Annotated in this window: 24 protein-coding genes; 18 read left to right on the top strand and 6 right to left on the bottom strand. The window is 72.8% G+C overall.

Annotation, left to right across the window (positions count from 1 at the left end; all coding sequences use genetic code 11):
* Positions 1–69: 69 nt before the first annotated feature.
* On the bottom strand, positions 70–930 hold the full coding sequence (locus tag AC0NH5_RS37560; protein ID WP_474412207.1) for a poly(ethylene terephthalate) hydrolase family protein: 861 nt from the start codon (positions 928–930) through the stop codon (positions 70–72).
* A 226-nt stretch (positions 931–1,156) separates the two neighbouring features.
* On the opposite strand from AC0NH5_RS37560, the gene AC0NH5_RS37555 reads away from it, so the two are divergent.
* The 4 genes from AC0NH5_RS37555 (at position 1,157) to AC0NH5_RS37540 (ending at position 4,115) form a co-directional block, all read left to right on the top strand.
* Entirely contained in the window at positions 1,157–2,251 is a 1,095-nt protein-coding gene (locus tag AC0NH5_RS37555) for an RNA ligase RtcB family protein (protein ID WP_474412205.1), read from the top strand.
* Between the two features lie 75 nt (positions 2,252–2,326).
* Positions 2,327–2,713 (top strand): VOC family protein, encoded by a 387-nt coding sequence (locus tag AC0NH5_RS37550; protein WP_474412203.1) that lies wholly within the window; start codon positions 2,327–2,329, stop codon positions 2,711–2,713.
* Positions 2,710–3,054 (top strand): VOC family protein, encoded by a 345-nt coding sequence (locus AC0NH5_RS37545; protein WP_474412201.1) that lies wholly within the window; start codon positions 2,710–2,712, stop codon positions 3,052–3,054. Before AC0NH5_RS37550 ends, AC0NH5_RS37545 begins: the two co-directional genes overlap by 4 nt.
* Positions 3,055–3,062: 8 nt before the next feature.
* Positions 3,063–4,115, top strand: a complete 1,053-nt coding sequence (locus tag AC0NH5_RS37540) for a serine/threonine protein phosphatase (RefSeq protein ID WP_474412199.1) — start codon at positions 3,063–3,065, stop codon at positions 4,113–4,115.
* Positions 4,116–4,310: 195 nt separating this feature from the next.
* Here AC0NH5_RS37540 and AC0NH5_RS37535 read toward each other — a convergent pair whose 3' ends face one another.
* Both AC0NH5_RS37535 and AC0NH5_RS37530 read right to left on the bottom strand, forming a co-directional pair.
* Positions 4,311–4,946: a TetR/AcrR family transcriptional regulator gene (locus tag AC0NH5_RS37535; RefSeq protein ID WP_474412197.1), complete on the bottom strand. Its 636-nt coding sequence runs from the start codon at positions 4,944–4,946 to the stop codon at positions 4,311–4,313.
* Positions 4,947–5,008: 62 nt separating this feature from the next.
* Positions 5,009–5,575 (bottom strand): sugar O-acetyltransferase, encoded by a 567-nt coding sequence (locus AC0NH5_RS37530; protein WP_474412195.1) that lies wholly within the window; start codon positions 5,573–5,575, stop codon positions 5,009–5,011.
* Positions 5,576–5,687: 112 nt separating this feature from the next.
* On the opposite strand from AC0NH5_RS37530, the gene AC0NH5_RS37525 reads away from it, so the two are divergent.
* From AC0NH5_RS37525 to AC0NH5_RS37500, 6 genes are all read left to right on the top strand, one after another.
* Positions 5,688–7,718, top strand: coding sequence for a bifunctional aldolase/short-chain dehydrogenase (locus AC0NH5_RS37525; protein ID WP_474412193.1), 2,031 nt, complete (start codon positions 5,688–5,690; stop codon positions 7,716–7,718).
* Positions 7,715–9,094: a rhamnulokinase gene (locus AC0NH5_RS37520; RefSeq protein ID WP_474412191.1), complete on the top strand. Its 1,380-nt coding sequence runs from the start codon at positions 7,715–7,717 to the stop codon at positions 9,092–9,094. Before AC0NH5_RS37525 ends, AC0NH5_RS37520 begins: the two co-directional genes overlap by 4 nt.
* 2 nt (positions 9,095–9,096) lie before the next feature.
* Positions 9,097–9,822 carry a (Fe-S)-binding protein gene (locus tag AC0NH5_RS37515; RefSeq protein ID WP_474412189.1) on the top strand — a complete coding sequence of 242 codons (726 nt, stop codon included), beginning with the start codon at positions 9,097–9,099 and terminating at the stop codon, positions 9,820–9,822.
* Positions 9,819–11,246, top strand: a complete 1,428-nt coding sequence (locus tag AC0NH5_RS37510) for a lactate utilization protein B (RefSeq protein ID WP_474412187.1) — start codon at positions 9,819–9,821, stop codon at positions 11,244–11,246. The genes AC0NH5_RS37515 and AC0NH5_RS37510 overlap by 4 nt, the downstream gene beginning before the upstream one ends.
* 99 nt (positions 11,247–11,345) lie before the next feature.
* Positions 11,346–11,948 carry a LutC/YkgG family protein gene (locus AC0NH5_RS37505; protein WP_474412315.1) on the top strand — a complete coding sequence of 201 codons (603 nt, stop codon included), beginning with the start codon at positions 11,346–11,348 and terminating at the stop codon, positions 11,946–11,948.
* Between the two features lie 36 nt (positions 11,949–11,984).
* Complete coding sequence (locus tag AC0NH5_RS37500) at positions 11,985–12,332, top strand: DUF1330 domain-containing protein (RefSeq protein ID WP_474412186.1); 348 nt, start codon at positions 11,985–11,987, stop codon at positions 12,330–12,332.
* Between the two features lie 32 nt (positions 12,333–12,364).
* On the opposite strand, the gene AC0NH5_RS37495 is transcribed toward AC0NH5_RS37500, so the two are convergent.
* On the bottom strand, positions 12,365–13,198 hold the full coding sequence (locus AC0NH5_RS37495) for a phosphatidylinositol-specific phospholipase C/glycerophosphodiester phosphodiesterase family protein (protein WP_474412184.1): 834 nt from the start codon (positions 13,196–13,198) through the stop codon (positions 12,365–12,367).
* A 113-nt stretch (positions 13,199–13,311) separates the two neighbouring features.
* Here AC0NH5_RS37495 and AC0NH5_RS37490 point away from each other — a divergent pair, with 113 nt between their 5' ends.
* From AC0NH5_RS37490 to AC0NH5_RS37480, 3 genes are all read left to right on the top strand, one after another.
* Positions 13,312–13,653 (top strand): YciI family protein, encoded by a 342-nt coding sequence (locus AC0NH5_RS37490; RefSeq protein WP_474412182.1) that lies wholly within the window; start codon positions 13,312–13,314, stop codon positions 13,651–13,653.
* The gene (locus AC0NH5_RS37485) at positions 13,653–14,867 is read left to right on the top strand and encodes an RNA polymerase sigma factor (RefSeq protein WP_474412180.1); all 1,215 of its coding nucleotides are present in this window, start codon (positions 13,653–13,655) and stop codon (positions 14,865–14,867) included. The genes AC0NH5_RS37490 and AC0NH5_RS37485 overlap by 1 nt, the downstream gene beginning before the upstream one ends.
* 177 nt (positions 14,868–15,044) lie before the next feature.
* Positions 15,045–16,136 (top strand): alpha/beta hydrolase, encoded by a 1,092-nt coding sequence (locus AC0NH5_RS37480; RefSeq protein WP_474412178.1) that lies wholly within the window; start codon positions 15,045–15,047, stop codon positions 16,134–16,136.
* Here AC0NH5_RS37480 and AC0NH5_RS37475 read toward each other — a convergent pair.
* Together AC0NH5_RS37475 and AC0NH5_RS37470 are read right to left on the bottom strand one after the other, a co-directional pair.
* Complete coding sequence (locus AC0NH5_RS37475) at positions 16,120–17,121, bottom strand: VanZ family protein (protein ID WP_474412176.1); 1,002 nt, start codon at positions 17,119–17,121, stop codon at positions 16,120–16,122. The two genes, AC0NH5_RS37480 and AC0NH5_RS37475, sit on opposite strands and share 17 nt — an antisense overlap.
* Before the next feature lie 320 nt (positions 17,122–17,441).
* On the bottom strand, positions 17,442–18,941 hold the full coding sequence (locus AC0NH5_RS37470; protein WP_474412174.1) for a DHA2 family efflux MFS transporter permease subunit: 1,500 nt from the start codon (positions 18,939–18,941) through the stop codon (positions 17,442–17,444).
* Between the two features lie 64 nt (positions 18,942–19,005).
* Here AC0NH5_RS37470 and AC0NH5_RS37465 point away from each other — a divergent pair, with 64 nt between their 5' ends.
* From AC0NH5_RS37465 to AC0NH5_RS37445, 5 genes are read left to right on the top strand one after another with little or no spacing between them, the layout of a single operon-like run.
* A complete protein-coding gene (locus tag AC0NH5_RS37465) occupies positions 19,006–20,046 on the top strand; it encodes an efflux RND transporter periplasmic adaptor subunit (RefSeq protein ID WP_474412172.1) in 1,041 nt (346 codons plus the stop codon).
* A 38-nt stretch (positions 20,047–20,084) separates the two neighbouring features.
* On the top strand, positions 20,085–21,128 hold the full coding sequence (locus AC0NH5_RS37460; RefSeq protein WP_474412171.1) for an efflux RND transporter periplasmic adaptor subunit: 1,044 nt from the start codon (positions 20,085–20,087) through the stop codon (positions 21,126–21,128).
* 2 nt (positions 21,129–21,130) lie between these two features.
* A complete protein-coding gene (locus tag AC0NH5_RS37455; protein ID WP_474412169.1) occupies positions 21,131–21,832 on the top strand; it encodes an ABC transporter ATP-binding protein in 702 nt (233 codons plus the stop codon).
* Positions 21,829–22,950, top strand: a complete 1,122-nt coding sequence (locus tag AC0NH5_RS37450) for an ABC transporter permease (RefSeq protein WP_474412167.1) — start codon at positions 21,829–21,831, stop codon at positions 22,948–22,950. Before AC0NH5_RS37455 ends, AC0NH5_RS37450 begins: the two co-directional genes overlap by 4 nt.
* A gap of 23 nt (positions 22,951–22,973) precedes the next feature.
* Positions 22,974–23,501, top strand: coding sequence for a hypothetical protein (locus AC0NH5_RS37445; protein ID WP_474412165.1), 528 nt, complete (start codon positions 22,974–22,976; stop codon positions 23,499–23,501).
* Positions 23,502–23,732 lie beyond the last annotated feature (231 nt).

Here is a 23,732-nt window from a genome sequence, read left to right as displayed (position 1 = left end):
GGGCGATCTGCGTGTGAAGTTGCGCCCACCGGGCGACCCGAACTTCACACACCCGCCGTCGGTGACTGGTCAGGCGTGCGGGCAGGTGGCGCGGTACTCCTGGATCGCCGAGCCGGACGGGGCCGGGCAGAGGAACTGGTCGTACCGGGTGTCGTTGTCGATGAAGCGCTTGAGCCAGGACAGGCTGTACTTCGCGACGGTCACGTTGCCGCCGGAGGTGGGCGCCGAGTGGCTGGCGTTGTTCAGTTCCAGGTACGCCTTGTCCGGCGTGGCCGAGAGGCTGGTGTAGAACGGCTCGGAGTGCGAGGACACCGGGGCCACCGTGTCGTTCTCCGCACCGATGATCATCGTGGGGACGCGCACCGTCGTCCACGACTTGGTGCCGTGCCACGGGGTGAGCGGGACGGCGGCCTGTAGCGCCGGGCGGGTGCGGGCCGCGGCGAGGCTGCCGCCGCCACCCATCGAGTGGCCCATCACGCCGAGGCGGGTGGCGTCGATCCGGGTGCGCACGGTGCTGCGCTGGGTCAGGTAGTCCAGCGCGGCCAGCAGCTGCGAGCCCCGGCTGTCCGGCTGGTCCAGGGTGCTCAGCGTGTCGATGGTGATCACGACGAAGCCCTGCGAGGCGAGCCGCGGGCCGAGCCAGGCGACGCTCGACTGGGAGGCGGTGAAGCCGGGGGAGATGGCCACCGCACCGAAGGTGCCGGCCGTGGTCGACGTCGGGTAATAGACGGTGCCGCCGCCGAACCCGGTGACGCTGGAGCGCGCCACCGAGACCTGGGCGATCGCGAACGATCCGCGGGCGGCCTCGATGCTGGCGTTGGTGGGTGCGGGCCCGCGCTCGTACGGGTTGGCCGCGGCGGCGGGCGTGGCCGGGGCTAGGGCGATGGTGGCGGCGAGGGCGGTTGCTGCGGTCAGCAGTGAGACCTTCATGGTGGCTCCCGATGGATCAGCATCGATGGATGTAATCAAGCTAACCCGTCGGTAACATGGCGGTAATCCCAGTCACTACATGCCGCCGTGGTATGTAATTGGCGCAGTGCCAAGAACGTTTCTAATTCGGTTGCCGCAGGTGACCGGCTCGGCGATGCTGGTCGCCATGACGTACTGACGGAACGCCTCAGTCCCTACCCGCCGCTGTCTCGAGGAGAGCGCGTCCGTGCAGTCCACCTCAGCCTCCGTCACCGTCTTCGCCGGCTCCAGCAGCTGGATCGAGTCCGGCGCCGTCGACCAGTGCCATCAGGTCGCCGCGCTGCCCGGGATGATCCACGTCGCCGGGATGCCCGACCTGCACCCCGGCAAGGGCGCCCCGATCGGCGCCGCCATGACCTCGTCGGTGCTCTATCCGTTCCTCGTCGGCTCCGACATCGGGTGCGGCATCGCCGTCTTCCCGATCCGGCTCAAACGCGCCGTCCCGGAACGGCTCGCCCCCCGCTTCCCCGACCTCGACCGGGCGCTCGACCCGGCCGAGGTGGGAACCACCATCCCGGCCGGCTGGACCGAGGGCCTCGGCACGGTCGGCCGCGGCAACCACTTCGTCGAGCTGGCCAAGGTCGGTGCGGTGCTCGACGCCGAGCACGCCGAGCGGCTCGGACTCGGCGCCGGCGACCTGATGCTGATCGTTCACAGCGGCTCCCGCGGCCTCGGCGAGCGGATCCTGCGCGCCCACACCGAGGAGCACGGCGCCGGACCGGCCGCCGACCCCGCCGCCTACCTTGCCGCCCACGACGACGCCGTCCGCTGGGGCCGGCTGAACCGCAGGCTGATGGCCGAGCGGGTCGCCGACGCGCTCGGCGCCGGCCTCGGCGAGCCGGTCACCGACGTCTGCCACAACTCGGTGGAGGCCCGCGACGGCGCCTACCTGCACCGCAAGGGCGCCGCACCGGGCGACGGACCGGACGTGCTGATCGCCGGAACCCGCGGCACCGCGTCGTTCCTGGTGGCCACGCACGCCGGCCCGGAGGCGGGCCATTCGGTGGCACACGGCGCGGGCCGCAAGATGTCCCGGGCCGACGCCCTGCGGCGCGGCAAGGCCAAACACACCGTGGAGGAGCTACGGCGTACCCCGGTCGGCTCGGTTGTCGTCTGCGGCGACCGGCAGCTGCTGTTCGAGGAGGCGCCGACTGCCTACAAGCGTATCGAGCAGGTGATCGGCGACCTGGTCGAGTTCGGCCTGGCCACGCCGGTGGTGAGCACGGTGCCGCTGGTCACCTACAAGACGGCGGACCCGGGCGGCCGGCGCGGCCGGCGCTGACCGCGAGTCCTCGATCGGGCGGCCGGCGTGCCGACGGGGCTGCGCCCGGGCCCGGCCGCCGATAGCGTCGGAGCCGTGAAGGCTTTCCGGGACGCGTCGACAATTGTCTATGTCGAGGACATGGGCGCCGCACTGGCGTTCTACCGCGACCTGCTGGGCTTCGCGGAGACCTTCCGCTTCCCGGACGACGGGCCACCGGGCTTCGTGGCGCTGGAGGCCGGCATCTCCCTGGCGCTGGTGACCGACGGGCAGGTCGGCTCGCACGGGCTGCCGATCCGGCCGCGGGAGGGCCGGCAGTTCGAGCTGTGCGTCTACACCGACGACGTCGACCGCCGGCTCACCGAACTGCGCGACCGGGACGTCCGGGTGCTGGTCGAGCCGGCCGATCAGCCGTGGGGCGAGCGGATGGCCTACGTCGCCGACCCGGCCGGCCACCCGGTCATGCTGTGCGCGCCGCTGTGAGCGTCGACCTCTTCGCCGGCATCTCGGTCGGTGACTTCGGCGCGGCGCTGAGGTGGTACGAGAAGCTGCTCGGCGGCCCACCGGCGTTCTTCCCCAACGACGTCGAGGCGGTGTGGGAGGTGGCCGAGCACCGGTTCCTCTACATCGAGCACCGGCCGGCGCACGCCGGGCACGCCCTGCACACGCTCTTCGTCGACGACCTGGACGAGCGGGTGGCGGCGATCGGCTCGCGCGGGCTGACGCCGGCGCTCCGGGAGACCTACGACAACGGCGTCCGCAAAGTCACCTACCGCGACCCGGAGGGCAACGAGATCGGCTTCGGCGGCGGCCCGGCGGAATGACGGCCGGGATGCCCTATCCGGTGGGCCGGCGTGACGGGGCGGTGGCCGGCACCCGGGATTGGCGCCACGACCGCATGTCGGCCCGGCTCGCCGCCCGCGGCGATGACGAGCTGGTGGCGCTGATCGAGTCCGCGCCCGCCGGCGCTGTGGGCGTGGGAGGCGGCTCCACGGTGCTCGACCTCGACGGCTCGCCGGTATTCGTCAAGCGGATCCCGATCACCGACCGGGAGCTGGCTCGTCCGCACAGCACAGCGAACCTGTTCGGCCTGCCGGTCTGCTGCCAGTACGGCATGTACCGGCTGCCGGGGCCGGGCTTCGGCGCCTGGCGCGAGCTTGCCGCGAACCTGACCGTCACCGAGGGGGTCCTCGCCGGTGGGACGGACTCCTTCCCGCTGCTGTACCACTGGCGTGTGCTGCCCGGCCGTCCACCTGTCGCGCCCGAGCACCGTGACGTCGACGCCGTCGTCACCCAGTTCGGCGGCGACCCGGCCGTGCGGCTGCGCTTCGCGGAACTGGCCGCCGCCAGGTCGAGTCTCGTGCTGTTCGGGGAGTACGTCCCCGATCCGGTGTCCACCGCGCTGGCCGACCCGCCCGCCCGGGCCGAGACGATCGAGCGGCAGATGTTCGCGATCGTGGGGTTCCTGCGCGGCCGGGAACTGCTGCACCTGGACGGGCACTTCGGCAACATGCGGGCGGACGACGGCAACCTCCGGCTCGTCGACTTCGGCCTGGCGACCTCGTCGCGGTTCGCCCTGTCGGGCACCGAGCGCCGCTTCGTCGCGCACAACATCGGCCACGACGCTGATTACGCCGCGATGCGGCTGGTGAACTGGCTGGTCACCACGGTCTGCGGGGTGCCGGTGCCGGCCGGCCGCGAGCCGGTCGCCCGCGACGAGTTCGTGCGCCGGTGCGCGAGTGGCGACATTCCGCGGGCCGTGCCGCCGGGCGTGGCCGGAGTCATCGCCCGGCGCGCTGCCGCAGCGGCCCGGATGAACGATTTCTGCCGGCGGTTGTACAACGGCGACATCCACGCCCGATATCCCGGCCCGGAGCGCGGGTGACACGGGAACGGCGGAGGCCCGTATCGGTACCGCCGCCGCGCCCCGTACCCGTGTCGCCAGGCCATGCGAGGCCCTCATGTGTTCGGACGCGGCGACCACCCAGGAACGTTGCACGCGTAACAGGAATTTAACAAAGTTCGCGTGTTGATCTAGGGTTCGATTCGAACCCGAAATCAACACACGCGACGGCAGAAGTCAGGCGTTCCGGAACGTGGTGACGGCCCGGTCGACGATCGCGCGGATCTCCACCGTCGGCACCGGCGTGGTGGCCAGGATCTTGTGGATGACCAGGCCTTCGATGAGCGCGTCGACGCCGCGGGCGGTGGTCGGGTCGACGAAGCGCTCCAGGACGGCCCGGCTGGTGCGCATCCACGTCTCGGTCACCTCGCGCAGGGCGGGATCGCGCAGGGCGGCCAGGTACAGCTCGTAGGCGATCGCCCAGTCGTCGGAGCCGGCGCCGGCGTCGCCCCGGACGAGGGCGGTCACGGCGTCCACGAACTGGTCCCGGGTGCGCACGCCCTCGAAGTGCGCGGCGTACATCGTGGACATCAGCTCGGCGTGCCGGTGGAAGGCCTGGGCGCGCAGGTCGTCGAGGCCGGTGAAGTGGTAGGTGAGTGAGCCGAGCGGCACGTCGGCCTCGGCGGCGATCAGCCGGTGGGTGGCGCCGGCCACGCCGTGGGTGGCGATCACCCGGATCGCCGCGTCGACGATCCGCGCCTTGCGGTCCGGGTCGTGCCGCCGGGCCCGGCGCTCCGGCGCGACCGGCGCGACCGGCGCAACCGGGGTGCCGGAGCGGCGGCCCGGGGCGGCCCGGCCCCCCGGGGGCTGCACGGGGGAGGTCTGGCCGGGGACGCTGCGCCCGGGGCGGGTCGCCGGGCCGGGGCCGGTGGCGGTCACAGCTTGCGGACGACGCGGGCCGGTGAGCCGACGGCGACCACGTCGGCAGGCAGGTCGCGGACGACCACCGAGCCGGCACCGACGACGGTGTTCGCGCCGATGGTGACGCCCGGGCAGACGATCACTCCACCGCCGAGCCACACGTTGTCGCCGATCACGATGGGCTGCGCGGACTCCCATTTCTCCCGGCGCGGCCCGGGCTCGACCGGGTGGGTGGCGGTCAGCAGCTGGACGTTCGGGCCGATCTGCACGTCGTCGCCGATGGTCACGGTGGCGACGTCGAGGACGACCAGGCCGAAGTTGGCGAACGTGCGGGCGCCGACGGTCGTCTGGAATCCGTAGTCACAGCGCAGCGGCGGCCGGATCTCGCTGCCGTCGCCGAAACCGCCGAGCAGTGCGGTCAGCAACTCGCGGCGGCGCCCGTGGTCGGTGGGATCGATGCTGTTGATCTCGTGGGTGAGCCGCTGCGCGCGGTCGATGTCGCGGCCGATCTCGGGGTCGTCGGCAATGTACAGCTCACCGGCGAGCATCCGCTCGCGCATGCTCTTCGCACTGACGGTCATGTGTACAAATGTACGCTGAAAGCGGCGGCCGGACGTGCCCTTGACCACAGCGAAGGCGCGTGCGTAATCTGTCCGTAACTCTGAAACGTTTCATGGACACACTAGGATCGTCATGACGAACCCCGTAGTCTCCGATCTGATCGCCCGCTCGAACCGTCTCGGCGCCGACCCCCGCACCACCAACTACGCCGGCGGCAACACCTCCGCCAAGGGCACCGGCACCGACCCGGTCACCGGCGCCCCGGTCGACCTGGTGTGGGTCAAGGGCTCCGGCGGCGACCTCGGCACCCTCACCGAGGCCGGGCTCGCGGTGCTGCGCCTCGACCGGCTGCGCGCGCTGCCCGGCGTCTATCCGGGTGTGGAGCGCGAGGACGAGATGGTCGCCGCGTTCGACTACTGCCTGCACGGCCGGGGCGGCGCCGCCCCCAGCATCGACACCGCCATGCACGGCCTGGTCGACGTGCCGCACGTCGATCACCTGCACCCGGACGCCGGCATCGCGATCGCGACCGCCGCCGACGGCCCGGCGCTGACCAAGGAGATCTTCGGCGACCGGGTGCTCTGGGTGGACTGGCGCCGGCCCGGTTTCCGGCTGGGCCTCGACATCGCCGCCGTGCAGCAGGCGAACCCGCAGGCCATCGGCGTCATCCTGGGCGGGCACGGGATCACCGCGTGGGGCGCGACCAGCGACGAGTGCGAGGCCAACAGCAACGAGATCATCCGGACGGCCGCGGCCTATCTGGCCGAGCACGGCCGCAGCGCGCCGTTCGGCGAGGTGGTTCATCCGCCACTGCCCGAGGACGTACGCCGTACGCGCGCCGCCGCTCTCTTCCCGGTGGTCCGCGGTCTCGCCTCCACCGACCGACCCCAGGTCGGCCACTACACCGACAGTGACGTGGTGCTCGACTTCGTCAGCCGGGAGCGGATGCCGGAGCTCGCCGCGCTCGGCACCTCCTGCCCCGACCATTTCCTGCGCACCAAGGTCAAGCCGCTGGTGCTCGACACCGCCCCGGCCGCGCCCCTGGAGGAGGTCATCGCCCGCCTCAAGGAGCTGCACGAGGCGTACCGCGAGGACTACCGCGGCTACTACGAACGGCACGCCACCGCGGACAGCCCGGCGATCCGCGGCGCCGATCCGGCGATCGTCCTGGTCCCCGGCGTGGGCATGTTCTCGTTCGGCGCCAACAAGCAGACCGCCCGGGTGGCCGGCGAGTTCTACGTCAACGCGATCAACGTGATGCGCGGCGCGGAGTCCGTCTCGCGGTACGCGCCGATCGACGAGTCCGAGAAGTTCCGGATCGAGTACTGGGCCCTCGAGGAGGCCAAGCTTCAGCGCATGCCGAAGCCGAAGCCGCTCGCCACCCGGGTCGCGTTCGTGACCGGCGGCGGCTCCGGCATCGGCCGGGCCATCGCGCTGCGCCTGGCCACCGAGGGCGCCTGCGTCGTGGTCGCCGACCGGGACCCGGCGACCGCCGAGACGGTGGCCCGCGAGATCGGCGGCCCGGACGCGGCCCTCGCCGTCACGGCCGACGTCACCGACGCCGCCGCGATCGACGCGGCGCTGCGCGAGGCGGTGCTCGCCTTCGGCGGCGTCGACCTGGTCGTCAACAACGCCGGGCTGTCCATCTCCAAGCCGCTGCTGGAGACCACCGAGCAGGACTGGGACCTGCAGCACGACGTGATGGCCAAGGGCTCCTTCCTGGTCGCCCGTGCCGCCGCGCGGATCCTGATCGATCAGGGGATGGGCGGCGACATCGTCTACATCTCCAGCAAGAACTCGCTGTTCGCCGGGCCGAACAACGTCGCCTACGGCGCGGCCAAGGCCGACCAGGCGCACCAGGTCCGGCTGCTCGCCGCCGAGCTCGGCGGGTACGGCGTCCGCGTCAACGGCATCAACCCGGACGGCGTGGTCCGCGGCTCGGGCATCTTCGCCGGTGGCTGGGGCGCCCAGCGGGCGGCCGTCTACGGCGTGCCGGAGGAGCAGCTGGGCGAGTTCTACGCGCAGCGCACGCTGCTCAAGCGCGAGGTGCTGCCGGAGCACGTGGCCAACGCGGTCTTCGTGCTCACCGCCGGCGACCTGTCGCACACCACCGGCCTGCACGTCCCGGTCGACGCGGGCGTGGCAGCGGCGTTCCTGCGATGAAGCAGGCGTTCGCGGCGGTCGACCTCGGCGCGTCCAGCGGGCGCGTCGTGGTCGGCCGGTTCGGCGGCGGCGAGCTGAACCTCGACGTCGTGCACCGGTTCCCGAACGAGCCGGTGCGGGCCGGCGGGACGCTGTACTGGGACATCCTGTCGCTGCACCGCGGCATGCTGGACGGGCTGCGGGCGGCCGGGCCGGTGACGAGCATCGGCATCGACTCGTGGGCGGTGGACTACGGCCTGATCGACGGGACCGGGGCGCTGCTGGGCAACCCGGTGCATTACCGGGACTCGCGCACCGACGGGGTCGCGGACCGGGCCGGCGACCTCCACCCGGTCAACGGGCTGCAGACGTTGCCGTTCAACACCGTCTACCAGCTGGTGTCGGCGGCCGGCACGCCCGCCTACGAGGCGGCCCGGCATCTGCTGCTGATCCCGGACCTGCTCGCCTACTGGCTGACCGGGGAGATCGGCGCTGAGTACACGAACGCGTCGACCACGGGACTGCTCGACGTGCGGACCCGGGACTGGTCACCGGCCCTGGTCGAGCGGCTCGGGCTGCGGGGTGACCTGCTGCCGCCGATCCGGCAGCCGGGCGAGGTGATCGGGCGGTACGACGGGACGCCGGTCGTCGCGGTCGGCTCGCACGACACCGCGTCGGCGGTGGTCGGGGTGCCGGCGAGCGGGAGCGACTTCGCGTACATCTCGTGCGGCACCTGGTCGCTGGTCGGCATGGAGCTGGACCACCCGGTGCTCAGCCGCGAGTCGCGGCAGGCGAATTTCACCAACGAGGGCGGCGTCGACGGCACGATCCGTTACCTGCGCAACGTGATGGGCCTGTGGCCGCTGCAGGAGTGCCTGCGGGAGTGGGGGTCACCCGACCTCACGCGCCTGCTGAAGGAGGCCGCCGGGGAACCGCCGTTCGGCGCGGTCGTGGACCTCGACGATCCGGTGTTCCTGCCGCCGGGCGACATGGTGCGGCGCGTCGTCACCGCCGCGGGGCTGCCGGCCGGCGCCGAGCCGCCCCGGATCGTGCGGTGCGTGCTGGACAGCCTCGCCCTCGCGCACCGTCGTGCGGTCGCGCAGGCGCAGGAGCTCTCCGGCCGCGAGGCGCGCGTGGTCCACCTGGTCGGCGGCGGCGCCCTCAACGCGTTGCTCTGCCGGCTCACCGCCGACGCCTGCGGGCTGCCGGTGCTGGCCGGCCCGGTCGAGGCCACCGCGCTCGGCAACCTGCTCGTCCAGGCGCGCGCCGCGGGCGTGATCGAGGGCGGCCTGGATGCGATGCGGGCCCTGGTGCGCGAGACTCAACGGATCGTGCGGTACGAACCACGCGGCGACGCGGCCGCCTGGTCGGCCGCGGCTGCACGGGCAGGGAGGTGACGGTGCGGATCGCCCTCTTCGCGACGTGCCTCGCGGACACCCTGTTCCCGGCGGCGGCCAAGGCCACCGTCCTGCTGCTGGAACGGCTCGGCCACGAGGTGGTCTTCCCGCCGGAGCAGACCTGCTGCGGGCAGATGCACATCAACACCGGCTACCAGTCCCTGGCGGTCCCGCTGGTCAAGCGCTACGTGCGCACCTTCGACCCGTTCGACGTGATCGTGGCCCCGTCCGGGTCGTGCGTCGGGTCGATCCGGCACCAGCACGAGATGGTGGCCGCCGCGCACGGCGAGGCCGGCCTCGCCCACCGGGCCGCCGACGTCGGGCGGCGCACCTACGAGCTGTCCGAGTTGCTGATCGACGTGCTGCAAGTGGAGGACGTGGGGGCGTACTACCCGCATCGCGTCACCTATCACCCGACCTGCCACAGCCTGCGGATGACCCGGGCCGGGGACAAACCGCTGCGGCTGCTGCGGCACGTCCGCGGCATCGACCTGGTGGAACTGCCGGCGGCGGAGCAGTGCTGCGGGTTCGGCGGGACGTTCGCGCTGAAGAACGCCGAGACGTCCACGGCGATGCTCGCCGACAAGATGACGAACATCGTCGCCACCGGGGCGGACGTCTGCACGGCCGGTGACGCGTCCTGCCTCATGCACATCGGTGGCGGCCTGTCCCGGCAGCGCGCCGGCGTGAAGACTGTCCACCTGGCGGAAATCCTGGCGGCCACATGAGCACCTTCCTCGGGATGCCGGCGACCGCGCCGCGCGGCGTCGGGCACCTGCGCGGCGAGCAGTCGTTCCCGGACGCGGCACACGACGCGCTGGGCAATGCGCAGCTGCGGCGCAACCTGCGGCACGCGACGACGACCATCCGCGGCAAGTCCGGCCGGGTGATCGCCGAGCTGCCGGACTGGCAGCAGCTGCGCGACGCCGGCTCGGCGATCAAGGCCGACGCGATGTCCCGGCTGCCCGCGCTCCTGGAGGAGCTGGAGGCCCGCGTCACCGCTGCCGGTGGGGTGGTGCACTGGGCGGCCGACGCCACCGAGGCCAACGAGATCGTCACCCGGCTCGTCCGGGAGACCGGCTCGGAGCGGGTCATCAAGGTCAAGTCGATGGCCACCCAGGAGATCGGGCTCAACGAGGCCCTCGAAGCCGCCGGCATCACTCCGGTCGAGACCGACCTGGCCGAGCTGATCGTGCAGCTCGGCGACGACCGGCCCAGCCACATCCTGGTCCCGGCCATCCACCGCAACCGCTCCGAGATCCGTGAGATCTTCCTGCGGGCGATGCCGGGCGTGGACCCGGCGCTGACCGACGACCCGCCGGTGCTGGCCGCCGCCGCCCGGCGGTACCTGCGCGAGACGTTCCTGTCCACGAGGGTGGCGGTCAGCGGCGCGAACTTCGCGATCGCCGAGACCGGCACCCTCGCCGTGGTGGAGTCCGAGGGCAACGGGCGGATGTGCCTCACGCTGCCGGACACCCTGATCACCGTGATGGGCATCGAGAAGGTGGTGCCCACGTGGCGGGACCTGGAGGTCTTCCTCCAGCTGCTGCCGCGGGCGTCGACCGGGGAGCGGATGAACCCGTACACGACGATGTGGACCGGCGTCACCCCCGGCGACGGGCCGCAGAACTTCCACCTGGTGCTGCTCGACAACGGGCGCAGCGCGGTGCTCGCCGACCCCAAGGGCCGCGCGGCGCTGCACTGCATCCGCTGCTCGGCGTGCCTCAACGTGTGCCCGGTCTACGAGCGGACCGGCGGGCACGCGTACGGCTCGGTCTATCCCGGGCCGATCGGCGCGGTCCTGTCGCCGCAGCTGACCGGGGTCGCGGACAACGCGTCGCTGCCGTTCGCGTCGTCACTGTGCGGAGCCTGCTTCGACGCCTGCCCGGTCAAGATCGACATCCCGTCGATGCTGGTGCACCTGCGCAACCAGGCGCCACACCCGCGGGCGGAACGCGCGGCGATGACGGCGGCGGCTTCGATCATGAACAGACCCCGGGTGTACGCGTCGGCGCAGCGCGCCGCCAAACTCGCCCGGATCGTCGGGCGGCGGGGCCGCGGGCTGCCCCCGCCGCTGACCGGCTGGACCGCCGGCCGCGACCTGCCGGAGTTCCCCGCCCAGACCTTCCGCGACTGGTGGGCCGCCCGATAGTGGGAAGGCGGGCGGTCAATGCTGCGTGTGAAGTTCGGGTCGCGTGGCGGGCCGAACTTCACACACTGGAGTCGACGGATACACGGGAGGGGTGGCGTGGTGGGGTCGCGTGAGGTGATTCTCGGCCGCGTACGGGCTGCGTTGCGGGATGCGCCGGTGGTGGACGAGGTTCCGCGGGACTATCGGCCCGGCGGGCGGGCCGCCGACATCGAGCAGCTGATCGACCGCCTGGTGGACTACAAGGCGCACGTGCACCGGGTCACCGAGGCCGAGGTGGCGGCGACCGTGGCCGGCATCGTGGGCGAGCAGGGTGCTGTGCTCGTACCACCAGGGTTGCCGCCCGATTGGCGCCCGGCCGGCGCGTTCGCCGACGACGGCCTCGCGCCGGACCGGATAGCCGCCGCCGACGCCGTGCTGACCGCCGCGGCCGTGGCGGTGGCCGAGACCGGCACCATCGTCCTGGACGCCTCGCCCGACCAGGGCCGCCGGATCATCACGCTGCTGCCCGACGTGCACATCTGCGTGCTGCGCCCGGAGCAGGTGGTGGCCGCCGTCCCGGACGCGGTGGCCCGCCTCGACCCGCGGCGCCCGATGACCTGGATCAGCGGGCCGTCCGCCACCAGCGACATCGAGCTGAACCGCGTCGAAGGTGTGCACGGCCCCCGCCAGCTGCACGTCCTGCTGCTGTTACCTCCCGGGTAATCGCGCGACCGGCGCGATGCGGCCACGATCGGTGGCATGACTGCTTACGCCATCGCCCACCTGCGTCCCACCGGCATGAACGACGAGATCGTCGAATACATCGACCGCATCCAGGACACGATGGACCCGTTCGGCGGCCGTTTCCTGGTGCACATGGCCGAGCACGAGGTCGTCGAGGGCTCCTGGCCGGGCGCCGTCGTCGTGGTCGCCTTCCCGGACGTGGCGACGATCCACGCCTGGTACGCGTCCCCGGCCTACCAGGAGATCCTGCCGCTGCGGACCCGCCACATGGAGGGCGACATCATCGTCGTCGACGGGGTGGGCCCGGACTACGACCCGCGGGCGTCGGCCGCGGCGCTGCGCCGCAGCCTCACGGAGGCCTGAGCGCGGCGCCGCGACCTGGCGCGTGCCTGGTCTCAGGCGGCGGACCGCACCGCGTGCCGGCCGCGGAGGAAGGCCTCCAGGCCGGCCAGGTCGTCGGTGTTGATGTGGTCGACGCCGGCAGCGACCAGCTCCCGCCAGACCGCCTCGCGGGCCGGCCCCGGCGCGTCCGGGGTGGCCCAGAACCGCACCCGCTGCCCGGCCCGGTGCGCGGTGCGGACGAAGTCGCGCAGCTCGGCGCGCTCGGCGGCCGGGATCGGCCCGGCACCCTGCCAGGTGAACAGGTTGTTCCAGTTGTCGCTGATCAGCGGCACGAACGACGCGGGTGCGCCGGAGCCGAGGTCGGCGCTGCGGCCGTCGTAGAAGGCGTGCCGCACCCGCTGCGACTCCATCAGCGCGCGGGGGCGGTCACCGCTGACCACGACGGTGACCGCGCCGCGGAAGACCCTGCCGTGGCGGTACGTGGTGAGCATCTTGCGGTAGGACTTCAGCACCCGGTCCAGCTCGGTGTACGTGGCGGCGCCGGTGTTCTTGATGTCCACCAGCAGCTGCAGCGAGCGCACCTTGCCGGAGCGGGTCAGCCGGGCCAGCGGGTCGAGGTACAGGCTCTGCAGGGTGCGGCCGGGAACCAGGTCCTCCGGGTCGTGGGCGACCAGCAGCTCGCCGTCCACCAGGTAGATGTCGGCCTCCACGCTGGTGAAACCGTGCGACAGTGCGTCGAACAGCGGCCGCTCGTGCTCGTAGTCGTTGTGGGCGTGCGCCTGCCCCAGCGGGCGCGGCCCGTGCTTGCCGCCGGCGTGCGCGGCGGTGGCGCCGGTGGAGAGCAGCGCGGACGCGGCGAGCATCAGGCATAGAAGTCGGCGAATCATAGGGTGAGGGTAGGCAGCCGTCGTTAACCGGAGGCGGAAGAATTTCTCCCGGGAGGTGTCCATCCGGGGCCACCCCGTTCGTAGTGATGGCACACCGACCATGAGGAGTGACCATGAAGTACCTGCTGCTGATGAACGCCGACTCCGTCGACGAGGCGGGCAAGCCGCCGGGCTGCGAGCCCGCGGACTGGATGGCGTACGACAAGGAGGTCAAGGAGGCGGGCATCTTCGTCTCCGGTGAGTCCCTCGCCGACCTGGTGACCGCCACGACCGTGCGGGTCGACCCGGCCGGCCGGCGCACCGTGACCGACGGGCCGTTCGCCGAGACCCGGGAGGTGCTGGGCGGCTTCTACGTCATCGACGTGCCGGACCTGGACGTGGCCCTCGACTGGGCGGCCCGCTGCCCGGGCGCCCGCGACGGTTCGATCACGGTCCGCCCGGTGGCTGACTTCTGATGATCGTGGAGAGGGCCGTCGAAGCGGTGTTCCGTGAGGAGCACGGCCGGCTGCTGGCGGCCCTCGTCCGCCGCTACGGCGACCTGGATCTGGCCGAGGAGGTCACCTCGGAGGCGATCGAGGCGGCGCTGACGCACTGGCCGGTCGAGGGCGTGCCGCCGAAGCCGGGCGCGTGGCTGATGACCACCGCGCGCCGCAAGGCGGTGGACCGGCTGCGCCGCGACCGGGTGCTCGCCACCCGGCTGGCGGTGCTGCGGGTCGAGGCGGACCGCGCCGGGCCGGTGCCACCGGTGGAGCCGGACGCCGACCTGCCGGACGAGCGGCTCCAGCTCTTCTTCACCTGCGCGCACCCGGCGCTGGCCGCCGAGGACCGGATCGCGTTGACCCTGCGCTGCCTGGGCGGGCTGACCACCCCGGAGGTGGCGCGGGCCTTCCTGGTGCCGGCCGAGACGATGGCGAAGCGGATCACCCGGGCGAAGAAGAAGATCCGCGAGGCGCGGATCCCGTTCCGGGTGCCGGGCGCCGACGAGCTGCCGGACCGCCTGCCGGTGGTGCTCCAGGCCATCTATTCGATCTTCACGGAGGGGTACGCGGCACAGCGTTGCGAACTGGCCGGCGAAGCCGTCCGGCTGACCCGGATCCTGCACCGGCTGCTGCCGGCCGAACGTGAGGTCCCGGGCCTGCTGGCGCTGATGCTGCTCGTGCACGCGCGGCGCGACGCTCGCCGGGAGACCGTGCTGCTGGAGGAGCAGGACCGCGGGCTCTGGGACCGGCCGATGATCACCGAGGGGCGGCAGCTCGTGGTGGCCGCGCTGACCGGGGGACCGCCCGGGCCGTACGCCGTGCAGGCCGCGATCGCCGCCCTGCACGACGAGGCGCCCGACTTCGCGGGCACGGACTGGCCGCAGATCGTCGCGCTCTACGACGTGCTGCTCGCGATCATCCCGTCCCCGGTGGTGGCGCTGAACCGGGCCGCCGCGGTGGCGATGCGGGACGGGCCGCAGGCGGGCCTCGACCTTCTCGACGAGCTTGCCGGGGAACCGCTGCTGCGCGACCACCATCCGTACCTCGCGGCCCGCGCGGACCTGCTGGACCGGCTCGGCCGGCGCCGGGAGGCGGCCGACGCCTACCGGGAGGCGCTCGGCGTGGCCGGCACCGAGCCGGAACGCGCGCAGCTGCGCCGCCGTCTCGACGCGGTGAGCGGTGGAGGCTGAATGCCCGGCTGCCCGGCCTCGGGCTCCTGGTACTCCAGCAGGAGATCCTTCCGGCGCTGAAACCTGTGCCTCAGGATTCCGCCGGCGGGTTCATAGCAGCCAGACGATTGCGGGGCCGGCGTGGACGGCGTTCGCCGCGTGGCGGGCGTTCCTCCGGCATCCGTGCGAGGGTGGATCATGGCCACTTCGGAAGGCGGCGTAGCCACCCCTGTCACAGCTTCGCCGCGCCGGCGCGTGCGCCGCGCTGCACTGATCTCGCTGTCGGTCGTCACCGTCCTGGCGATGATCGTGTGGACCGCCTTCCAGGTCAGCCCCTGGCCGGCAGTGCTCGTGCTGCGGGCCACCGGCCAGGACGGCTTGGACGCGGCGCAACACCTGGCGGCTTACGTTCCGGCGGACGTCGCGCAGGAACTCGACCAGGTCTACGACCCCGGCGATCCGGACGGCCGGATGGACGTGATCTATCCATCGGGCGCCACCCGGCGGCTGCCGACCGTTGTCTGGGTGCACGGCGGGGCGTTCATCGCCGGGACGAAAGCCGCGCTGCCCGACTACCTCGCGGTCATCGCGTCGCACGGGTACACCGTCGCGAACATCGAGTACACCGTCGCTCCGGAAGCGAAGTACCCGGGCCCGATCGTCCAGCTCAACAAGGCGCTGCGCCACCTGCAGGCGAACGCCGACCGGTTCCACGTCGACCCGGCGCAGATCGTTCTTGCCGGCGACTCCGCCGGCGGCCAGATCGCCGGGCAGGCGGCCCTGGCCATCAGCGACCCGGCGTACGCCGCCAAGGCCGGGCTGCCCGCCGCGATCACCCCACCACAGCTACGCGCGGTCATCCTCGCCTCCGCGGCGACCGATGTCGAACAGGCCCGCGACCATCTGCAGGACAAGCAGTTCGGCTGGTTCCTGCGCACCGTCATGTGGGCGTACTCCGGCAAGAAGAACTTCGCCGACGACCCGCGGTTCCTGCTCGCCTCACTGCCGCAGAACGTCACCGGGAACTATCCACCGACCTTCATCACCACGGGACCATTCGATCCGCTGCTGTCTCACTCGGAGGCGATGGCCCGGGCCCTGCGCGCCCAGAAAGTCGACGTCGACGCGCTGTTCTTCGACCGCGCCACCACCGATCCGGCCATCGGCCACGAGTACGCCCTCAACCTCGACACCGCGCAGGCACGCGAGGCCATGAAACGCATGGTCGTGCTGCTGCGCGCCCGCACGATCACCCCGCAACCCCGCGACGGCGTCAGTGACGCGTGGTGACGGTGGCTGAACCCGCGAGCAGGTCTACCGGCGTCCGGCGGTCAGCGCGCAGACGAGCCGCCAGGCCCAGCATCGCGACGGCGACCAGGACCCAGCCGGTGTGCAGCGTGGCCTGCAGTAGCGCGGCCGGCAGCCACCAGACGAGGAAGCGGCGCCACGCCGCGGAACCCGGGCGCTCGGCAGTCGGCGTCAAGAAGAAGACCACCTGACCGAGGGTGGCGTGGTCGGCACGGCGCAGCGGGACGACCAGTGTGGTGACGGTGTAGACCGCGACGGTGACGGCCGCGGCGACGGCGTCGCCGCGGGCGGCTCCCACACCGGACAGGAGCAGCATCACCAGGATCGCCGTGGTGGCGAGGAAACCGATCAGCAGGTCGGCCAGCACAGCGAAGGCGCGCCGGAGCAAACCCGGCGGGTCAAGGTCCGCGCCGGGAACGGGCATCGGATTCGGCAGCAGACGGGCCGTCGCCGCAGCGGCCAGCCACCCCGCGACAGCGCCCGTGGTGTTGGCGATCAGATCCCCGGTGTCCGCGACGCGGTACGGACACGCGAACAGGCCGAAGATCGCCGTACCTTGAGTGATTTCGATGAACAGGGAGACGCCGAGACCGATCCCGGCGGCCGCCGGCAGCCCGGCCCGGAAGCGGTAACGCAGCAGATAGCCCAGCGGCACGAACAGGATTACGTTGAGGGCGATCTGCAGCACCGCCGCCCTGGTCGCGGCCAGGTCGTTCAGCGGGTTGAGGTTGAGGAAGTCGGCGGTCGTCCGGCTCGCGCAGGAAGCGGCGGTCTGGACGGGCAACGGGAACAGCGTGAACGCGACCAGCCCGCAGACGTAGAGGACCTCCACGCCGGCCAGCAGCGCGGACCAGCCGCGCAGCCGGCCGAACACAGCGTACTGGTGATGAATCCAGGGCAGGACGAGAAGCGGCACCAGCAAGGCGAACAGCAGCAACGCGATGACGCCGTCCAACACGTTGATCACGTCCGATCGATACCCTGGTCGGGCCGCGAACATGCCGGCCAGTGATCCAGCAAGAAGTTCGTCTACGGTTCGGTGAGAGCCTGGCGGGCGCAGTGGCCGGCTCTCGCTGTGGCCTGACGCCGGCGTCGGAAGGTCGACCAGGCGACGCGGCGGGCCGGTTCGATGATCAGGCGTGGAAGAGTCGGCGGAAATCGTTGATGGTGATCGCGATCAGCCCCTCCACTCCGGTGGCGCCCGACGGTGGGCGCACCGGCGACTCTTCCGCGTCGGCTACATCCGGACGCCGACCCCGATGAGCCCGGGCGGGTTCCTGGTCGCCCTCATCGACCTGCCGTCCTGCCGCTTCGACCGGTTCGCTCGGGCGTGGTGGACGGCGGCGACGGAGCCGGAGCCGGTGCGTCCAGCCGGCAGTTCGGTGGGGCCGGCTGCCGCACGCAATCGCGGACCGTCAGCGCGGCGAGCAGCCCGGCCAGCACGCACAGCACCGCACAGATGAGCGCCGCGGTGTGGAAGCCGGCCAGGAAGAGCGCCGGGTCCTGATAGGCGGCGCTGGTCAGGCCCGCCGCGGCCGGCAGGACGGCGACCGCGATCAGCGCGGCGGCCCGTGCCACGTCGTTGTTGACCGCCGAGGCCACGCCCGCGTGCCGGGACGGCACCGCTGCCAGCACGGTGGCGGTCAGCGGCGCCACCGTCACGGCCAGTCCGAGGCCGAGCACGAGGACCGCCGGCAGCACCTCGGTCACGTAATCGCCGGCCGTTCCGATCCTGGTGAACAGGCCCAGCCCGAAACCGACCAGCACCGGGCCGGCCGACATCTGCAGGCGTGGTCCGATCCGGGCGGCGAGGGCGCCGGAGCGCGCCGACAGCACCAGCATGATCGCGGTGATCGGCAGCAGGGAGAGGCCCGCCTGCAAGGGCGAGTACCCGGACACCTCCTGCAGTTGGAGCGGCAGCAGGAACAGCGCACCGCCCAGCGCGCCGTAGATCACGAAGGTCACCACGTTGGTCGCGGTGAACTGCGGCGAGCGGAACAGGTGCAGCGGCAGGATCGGGTGCGCGACACGGTTCTCCCAGGCGGCGAAACCGGCCAGCAGCACGACGCCGAAGGTCAGCGCCCCGATCACCTCGGCGCTGCCCCAGCCGGTCACCGGGCCCTGGATGAGCCCGTAGGTGAGCCCGACCAGGCCCAGCGTGACCAGGACGCCGCCGACCATGTCCACCCGGCCGGTGGCGCCGCTGTCGCGGGTGTCCGGGATGTGCCGGCGGGCGACGAGGACCACCCCGACCGCGATCGGCAGGTTGATCGCGAAGATCAGGCGCCAGGACGCGGCCTGGATGAGCCAGCCGCCCAGGAACGGGCCGACCGCGCTCGCCACACCGGTCAGACCGGACCAGGCACCGATCGCCCGGCCCCGGTCGGCGGGCACGAACACCGCCTCCAGGATGGCGAGGCTGCCGGGGGTGAGCAGGGCGGCGCCGACGCCCTGCAGGGCACGCGCGCCGATCAGCGACGCGGGATCCCAGGCGACGCTGCACAGCACCGAGGCGAGCGCGAACCAGACGATGCCCAGATTGAAGATCCGCCGCTGGCCGTACCGGTCGCCCAGCGCCCCGGCGACCAGCAGCAGGCCGGCCAGGGCGAGCGTGTACGAGGTGACCACCCACTGCAGGGCCGCCAGATCGGCGCCGAGCTCCCGGCCGATGGCGGGCAGGGCGAGGTTCACCGCGGTGGCGTCGATCGAGGCGATCGCCGATCCGCCGACCGTCGCCAGCAGGACCCAACGGCCTTGCCGGCTGCCGTACGTCAGTGATGCGCCCATGTCGTCGCAGCTTAGCCGTGGTTTTTCGTCCGCAACGTCCCGGCGGCGGCAACAATCAGTGATTGTGGGCAGAAGAGTACAAATCGTCGCCGCCGTCGTCATCGCCGGGGCGATCGCGGCCGGTGTCACCCTCGCTCTGGCCGAGGACAGCGTCCAGACCGCCCGGCTCGTCGTCACCGCCGCGGACCGTGGCGAGGTCACCGTCGAGGTGGCCACCGCCGGCACCGTGGAGCCGGCCTCCACCCGGGGCCTGTCCTTCGCGGTCGACGGCCCGGTCGCCACGGTGGCGGTCCGGGCCGGCAACCGGGTCACGGCCGGGCAGACCCTCGCCACGCTGGACAGCGCCGCCACCGCCGAGAAGCTCGCCGAGGCCCGGGCCGGCCTGGCCGAGGCCCGGGCCCGGCTCGCCGGCGCCGAGACCGTGGCGGTGTCCGTCACCCGGAGCGCGGCCGCGTGCACCGGCGCCCGGACGTGCTATCCGGACACCGGCGTGGACCAGGTGCTCAGCGCGGAACAGGAGGTCAACCGCGCCGAGAAGGCGGTCGGTGACGCCACCGACGCCCTGGACGGCACGGTGATCAAGGCGCCCGCGGCCGGCACGGTGGTGGCCGTCGACGCCGGCGCCGGTGACCGGGTGCGCGCCGGTGTTCCGGTGATCCGCCTGGCCGACACGTACACCATGCAGGTCAGCGCCCGGTTCCCCGAGGCGGACGCCGGCGACCTCGCGGCCGGACAGGACGCCACCGTGACCCCGGCCGGCTACGACGCCCCGCTGAAAGCCACGGTCGCCCGGGTCGACCCGGTCGGTGTCGCCGACGGCGCCCTGGTCCGGTACGGCGTGGTGCTCTCGTTCGCCACCGCCCCGACCGGCCTGCTGATCGGGCAGAGCGCGCAGGTGCGGGTGCGTACCGGCCGGGTCACGGCGGCGGTACGCGTGCCGTCCACCGCGGTGCACGACGTCTCCGGTGACTCCGGGGTGGTCATGGTGCGCTCCGGGAACCGGTCGGTCCGGCGCGCGGTGGCCGTCGGGCTCCGCGGGGACCGATACACCGAGATAACCGACGGACTGGCCGCTGGAGAACAGGTCGTACGTTCCTGGCGATAACGCATCACGAACCGGGCAAGACCGGACAGAATGGCGGAGTGAACGCGCTGCGTCGTCCCAGCACAGCGGTGAACGCGCTGCTGGCCCTGTTGATCGTCGGTGCCGTCCTCTGGGGGCACGCCCTGCTCCGGGGCAACGCCGCGGAGGACGGGGCGAACGCCTCCGGGCAGCGCACGGTCACCGTGTCCCAGGGTGCCGTCACGAGGACCGTGACCGCCGGCGGCACCGTGGCGAGCGCCTCGACCGCCACCGCCGCGTTCGGCGCCGACGGCACCGTCACCAGCATCAGGGTGAAGGTCGGCCAGCAGGTCGCCGCCGGCGCGCTGCTCGCCCGGATCGACGCCGGCCGCGCCAAGCGTCAGCTGAAGCTGGCCCGGGCCGACCTGGCAGCCGCCGAGGACGCGCTCGACCGCGCCGAGGCCGCCGGCACCGACACCACCGCCGCGATCAACCAGGTGACGCAGGCGGAACTGGCCGTCGACGAGGCGGAGGCCGCCGTCGACGGGACCCGGCTGACGGCGCCGATGGCCGGGACCGTGGTCGCCGTCAACGGCAGCCTCGGCGCCGCCTCCGCGAGCGACGACGAAGGCTTCGTCGAGCTCGCCGACCTCCGCAAACTTCAGATCACCGCGGCCTTCGCCGAGGCCGACGTCACCGACCTGCGGGAGGGCCAGAACGCCACGATCGCGTGGAACGCCCTGGAGAACGCCGAGACCACCGGCCAGGTCGTCGCCGTCGACCCGGCCGCCACCACCGACGGGGACACGGTCACCTACGGCGTCACGATCAGCCTGCCGAACCCGCCGCGCGGGGCGCGGCCCGGGCAGACGGTCACCGTCTCGGTCGTCACCGCCGCCGTGGAGAACGCTGTCACGGTCCACCCGGCGGCGGTCACCACCACCGGCGGCGGGCCCAGCGTCACCGTGCTGACCGGCGCCGGTCGGCGGGAGGTGCGGCAGGTCGAGGTCGGCCTCGAGGGCGACGAGGCGTACCAGATCACCGCCGGGCTGACCGCGGGCGAGCGGGTGCTCCTGCCCACCGCCTCCACCGGCGACGGCGGCGCGCCGCCGGGCGGGCGCTGACGATGACCGGCACCCGGCCGATCCTCGACGTGCGGTCGCTGAGCAAGGTGCACGGCACCGGCGAGACCACGGTCCGCGCCCTCGACGACGTCACACTCCGGGTCGGGCGCGGCGAGTACGTGGCGGTGGTGGGCCCGTCCGGCGCCGGCAAGTCCACGCTGCTGACCGTCCTCGGCTGCCTGGACACCCCCACCGGCGGCGCCTACCTGCTGGACGGGGTCGACGTCAGCCGCCTCACCGACACCCAGCTGGCCCTGGTACGCAACCGGTTCGTCGGGCTCGTCCTGCGGGCCGGCAACCTGATCCCGCGGACCAGCGCGGTGGCCAACGTCGAGCTGCCCCTCGCGTACGCCGGGATGCGCGCCGCCGAACGCCGCCGCCGCGCGATGTCCGCCCTGGAGATGGTCGGCCTCGCCGACCGGGCCGGCCACGAACCCCACCAGCTCTCCGCCGGCCGGCAGCAGCGGGTCGCGGTGGCCCGCGCGCTCGTCACCGAACCGGCGGTGCTGCTCGCCGACGAGCCGACCGGCAACCTGGACAGCCAGGCCGCCCAGGAGCTGCTGGGCGTCCTCGACGAGCTGCACGCGGCCGGCCGCACCATCGTGCTGGCCAGTCACGAGCACGAGGTGGGCGCCCGCGCCGGCCGGCTGATCAGGATCTTCGACGGCCGGGTGGCCGGTGACGCGGAACTGGTGCGGACATGAACAGCACGGAGACCATCCGCTACGCGCTGCGCGGGATCGCCGCGAACCGGCTGCGCTCGGCGCTCACCATGCTGGGCATCCTGATCGGCGTGGCCGCGACGGTCCTGCTGGTCGCCGTCGGGAACGGCTCGGCGACGCCGGCCGCGGACCGGACCGGGACGCTGACCGTGCGGGGCGGCGACGCCCTCACCATGCGGGTCGCCGACTCGCTGGACGACCCGCTGCTCGCGCCGGGCGTCGACTCGGTGAGCCCGGTGGTCAGCGTCCCCGCCACGCTCACCCACGAGGACGTCGAGCACGAGGTCGGCTCGTTCGTCGGCACCACCCCCGCCTGGTTCACCGCCGCCGGCGCACCGGTGGCCGCCGGCGCGGCCTTCACCGCCGCCGACGAGACGCAGGCCCGGCGGGTCGTGGTGCTCGGCCGGAACGTCGCCGCGAGGATGTTCCCCGGCACCGACCCGGTCGGGCTCCAGGTCACCGCCGGTGGCGCGCTGTTCACCGTGACCGGCGTCCTCGAGGCGACCGGCCGGGACATCGACGACACCGCGATCGCGCCGATCAGCGCCGTCCGCCAGGTCCTCTCCGGGTACGGTCCGCTCAGCGCGATCCTGGTCCGGGCCCGCGACACCGGCCAGGTGGCCACGGTCCGGTCGGAGATCAGCACCGCCCTGAGCCGGTGGGTGGAGCCGGGCGCGTACCGCATCGAGGCCGCCGCCCGTCCCGCCGGGACCCGGACCACCGTCAGCACCGTGCTCGGCGTGGTCGCCGCCATCGGCTTGCTCGCCGGCGGGCTCGGCATCACCACCGTCATGCTGGTCGCCGTCACCGAACGGACCCGCGAGATCGGCATCCGCAAGGCCCTCGGCGCGTCCCGCCGGGCGGTCCTCGGCCAGTTCCTCACCGAAGCGGTGCTGCTCAGCGTGATCGGCGCCGCCCTCGGCGTGGCCGTCGCGGCGATCGGCAGCCGCTTCCCGATCGCCGGCGTCCAGCCGGTGCTCGCCCCCGGCTCGACGGCGACGGCCCTCGGCGCCGCCGTCCTGATCGGCCTCGTCTTCGGCGGCCCGCCCGCCGTCCGAGCCGCCCGCCTCCGCCCCGCCGACGCCCTCCGCCACGAGTGAGGCCGCACCCGAATGAGGTACCCGTGACTGCACCCGACACCGAGGCGCGGCCCCGCACCGACCCGCCGCCGGCCGCCGGCCTGACCGAGACCATCGCCGCGGCCGCCCCGCACCGCTGGTGGAACCGGACCACCCTCGCCCTGCTCGGCGTCGTCCTGCTGATCGCCGGCTTCCTGGGCGGTGTGCAGGCCCAGTCCCACTGGGGATCCACCGAGTCCGTCGCCGCCGGGCCCGCCCTCCCCGGCTCGTCTGCCGCCGCTCTGCCCGGAACTCCGGCGGGCACCCCCGGCGGTTCTCCCGTCGCAGGTGCACCGGCCGGCACCCCGCCGGGCGCCTCGGCGCCGACGACCGGGACGGTCAGGCTGGTCGACGGCAGGATCCTCTACCTGCAGAGCGCGGCCGGCGAGACGGTCACCGTCCGCACCACCGACACGACCACCGTCCGGGTCAGCGCCCAGCTCTCCAACCTCATCGAAGGTCAACAGGTCACCATCGAAGGAACCCCCGACGAGCAGGGCATCATCAACGCCAGGACGATCACCGCACGCTGATTTTGTTCGTACGAGACAAGTAAGGTCCCGCCCGTTCCCCGCGACCTCCTGCCACACCGGCCCGCGACGCGGCCGCCGGGCTGAGATCGGTGGTCACCCCACACCCACCACCCGCCCACGCGCGCCGTGAGTGTGTGAACTTGCGGCTCGATATGCACCCCAACTTCACACACCGAGCCGTGCGCGGTGAGTGTGTGAACTTGCGGTTCGATACGCACCCCAACTTCACAC

The organism is Actinoplanes sp. 13 (genome assembly GCF_056134165.1).
Note: the sequence above shows the minus strand (reverse complement) of the source record. Positions and strands in the feature narration are given on the sequence as shown.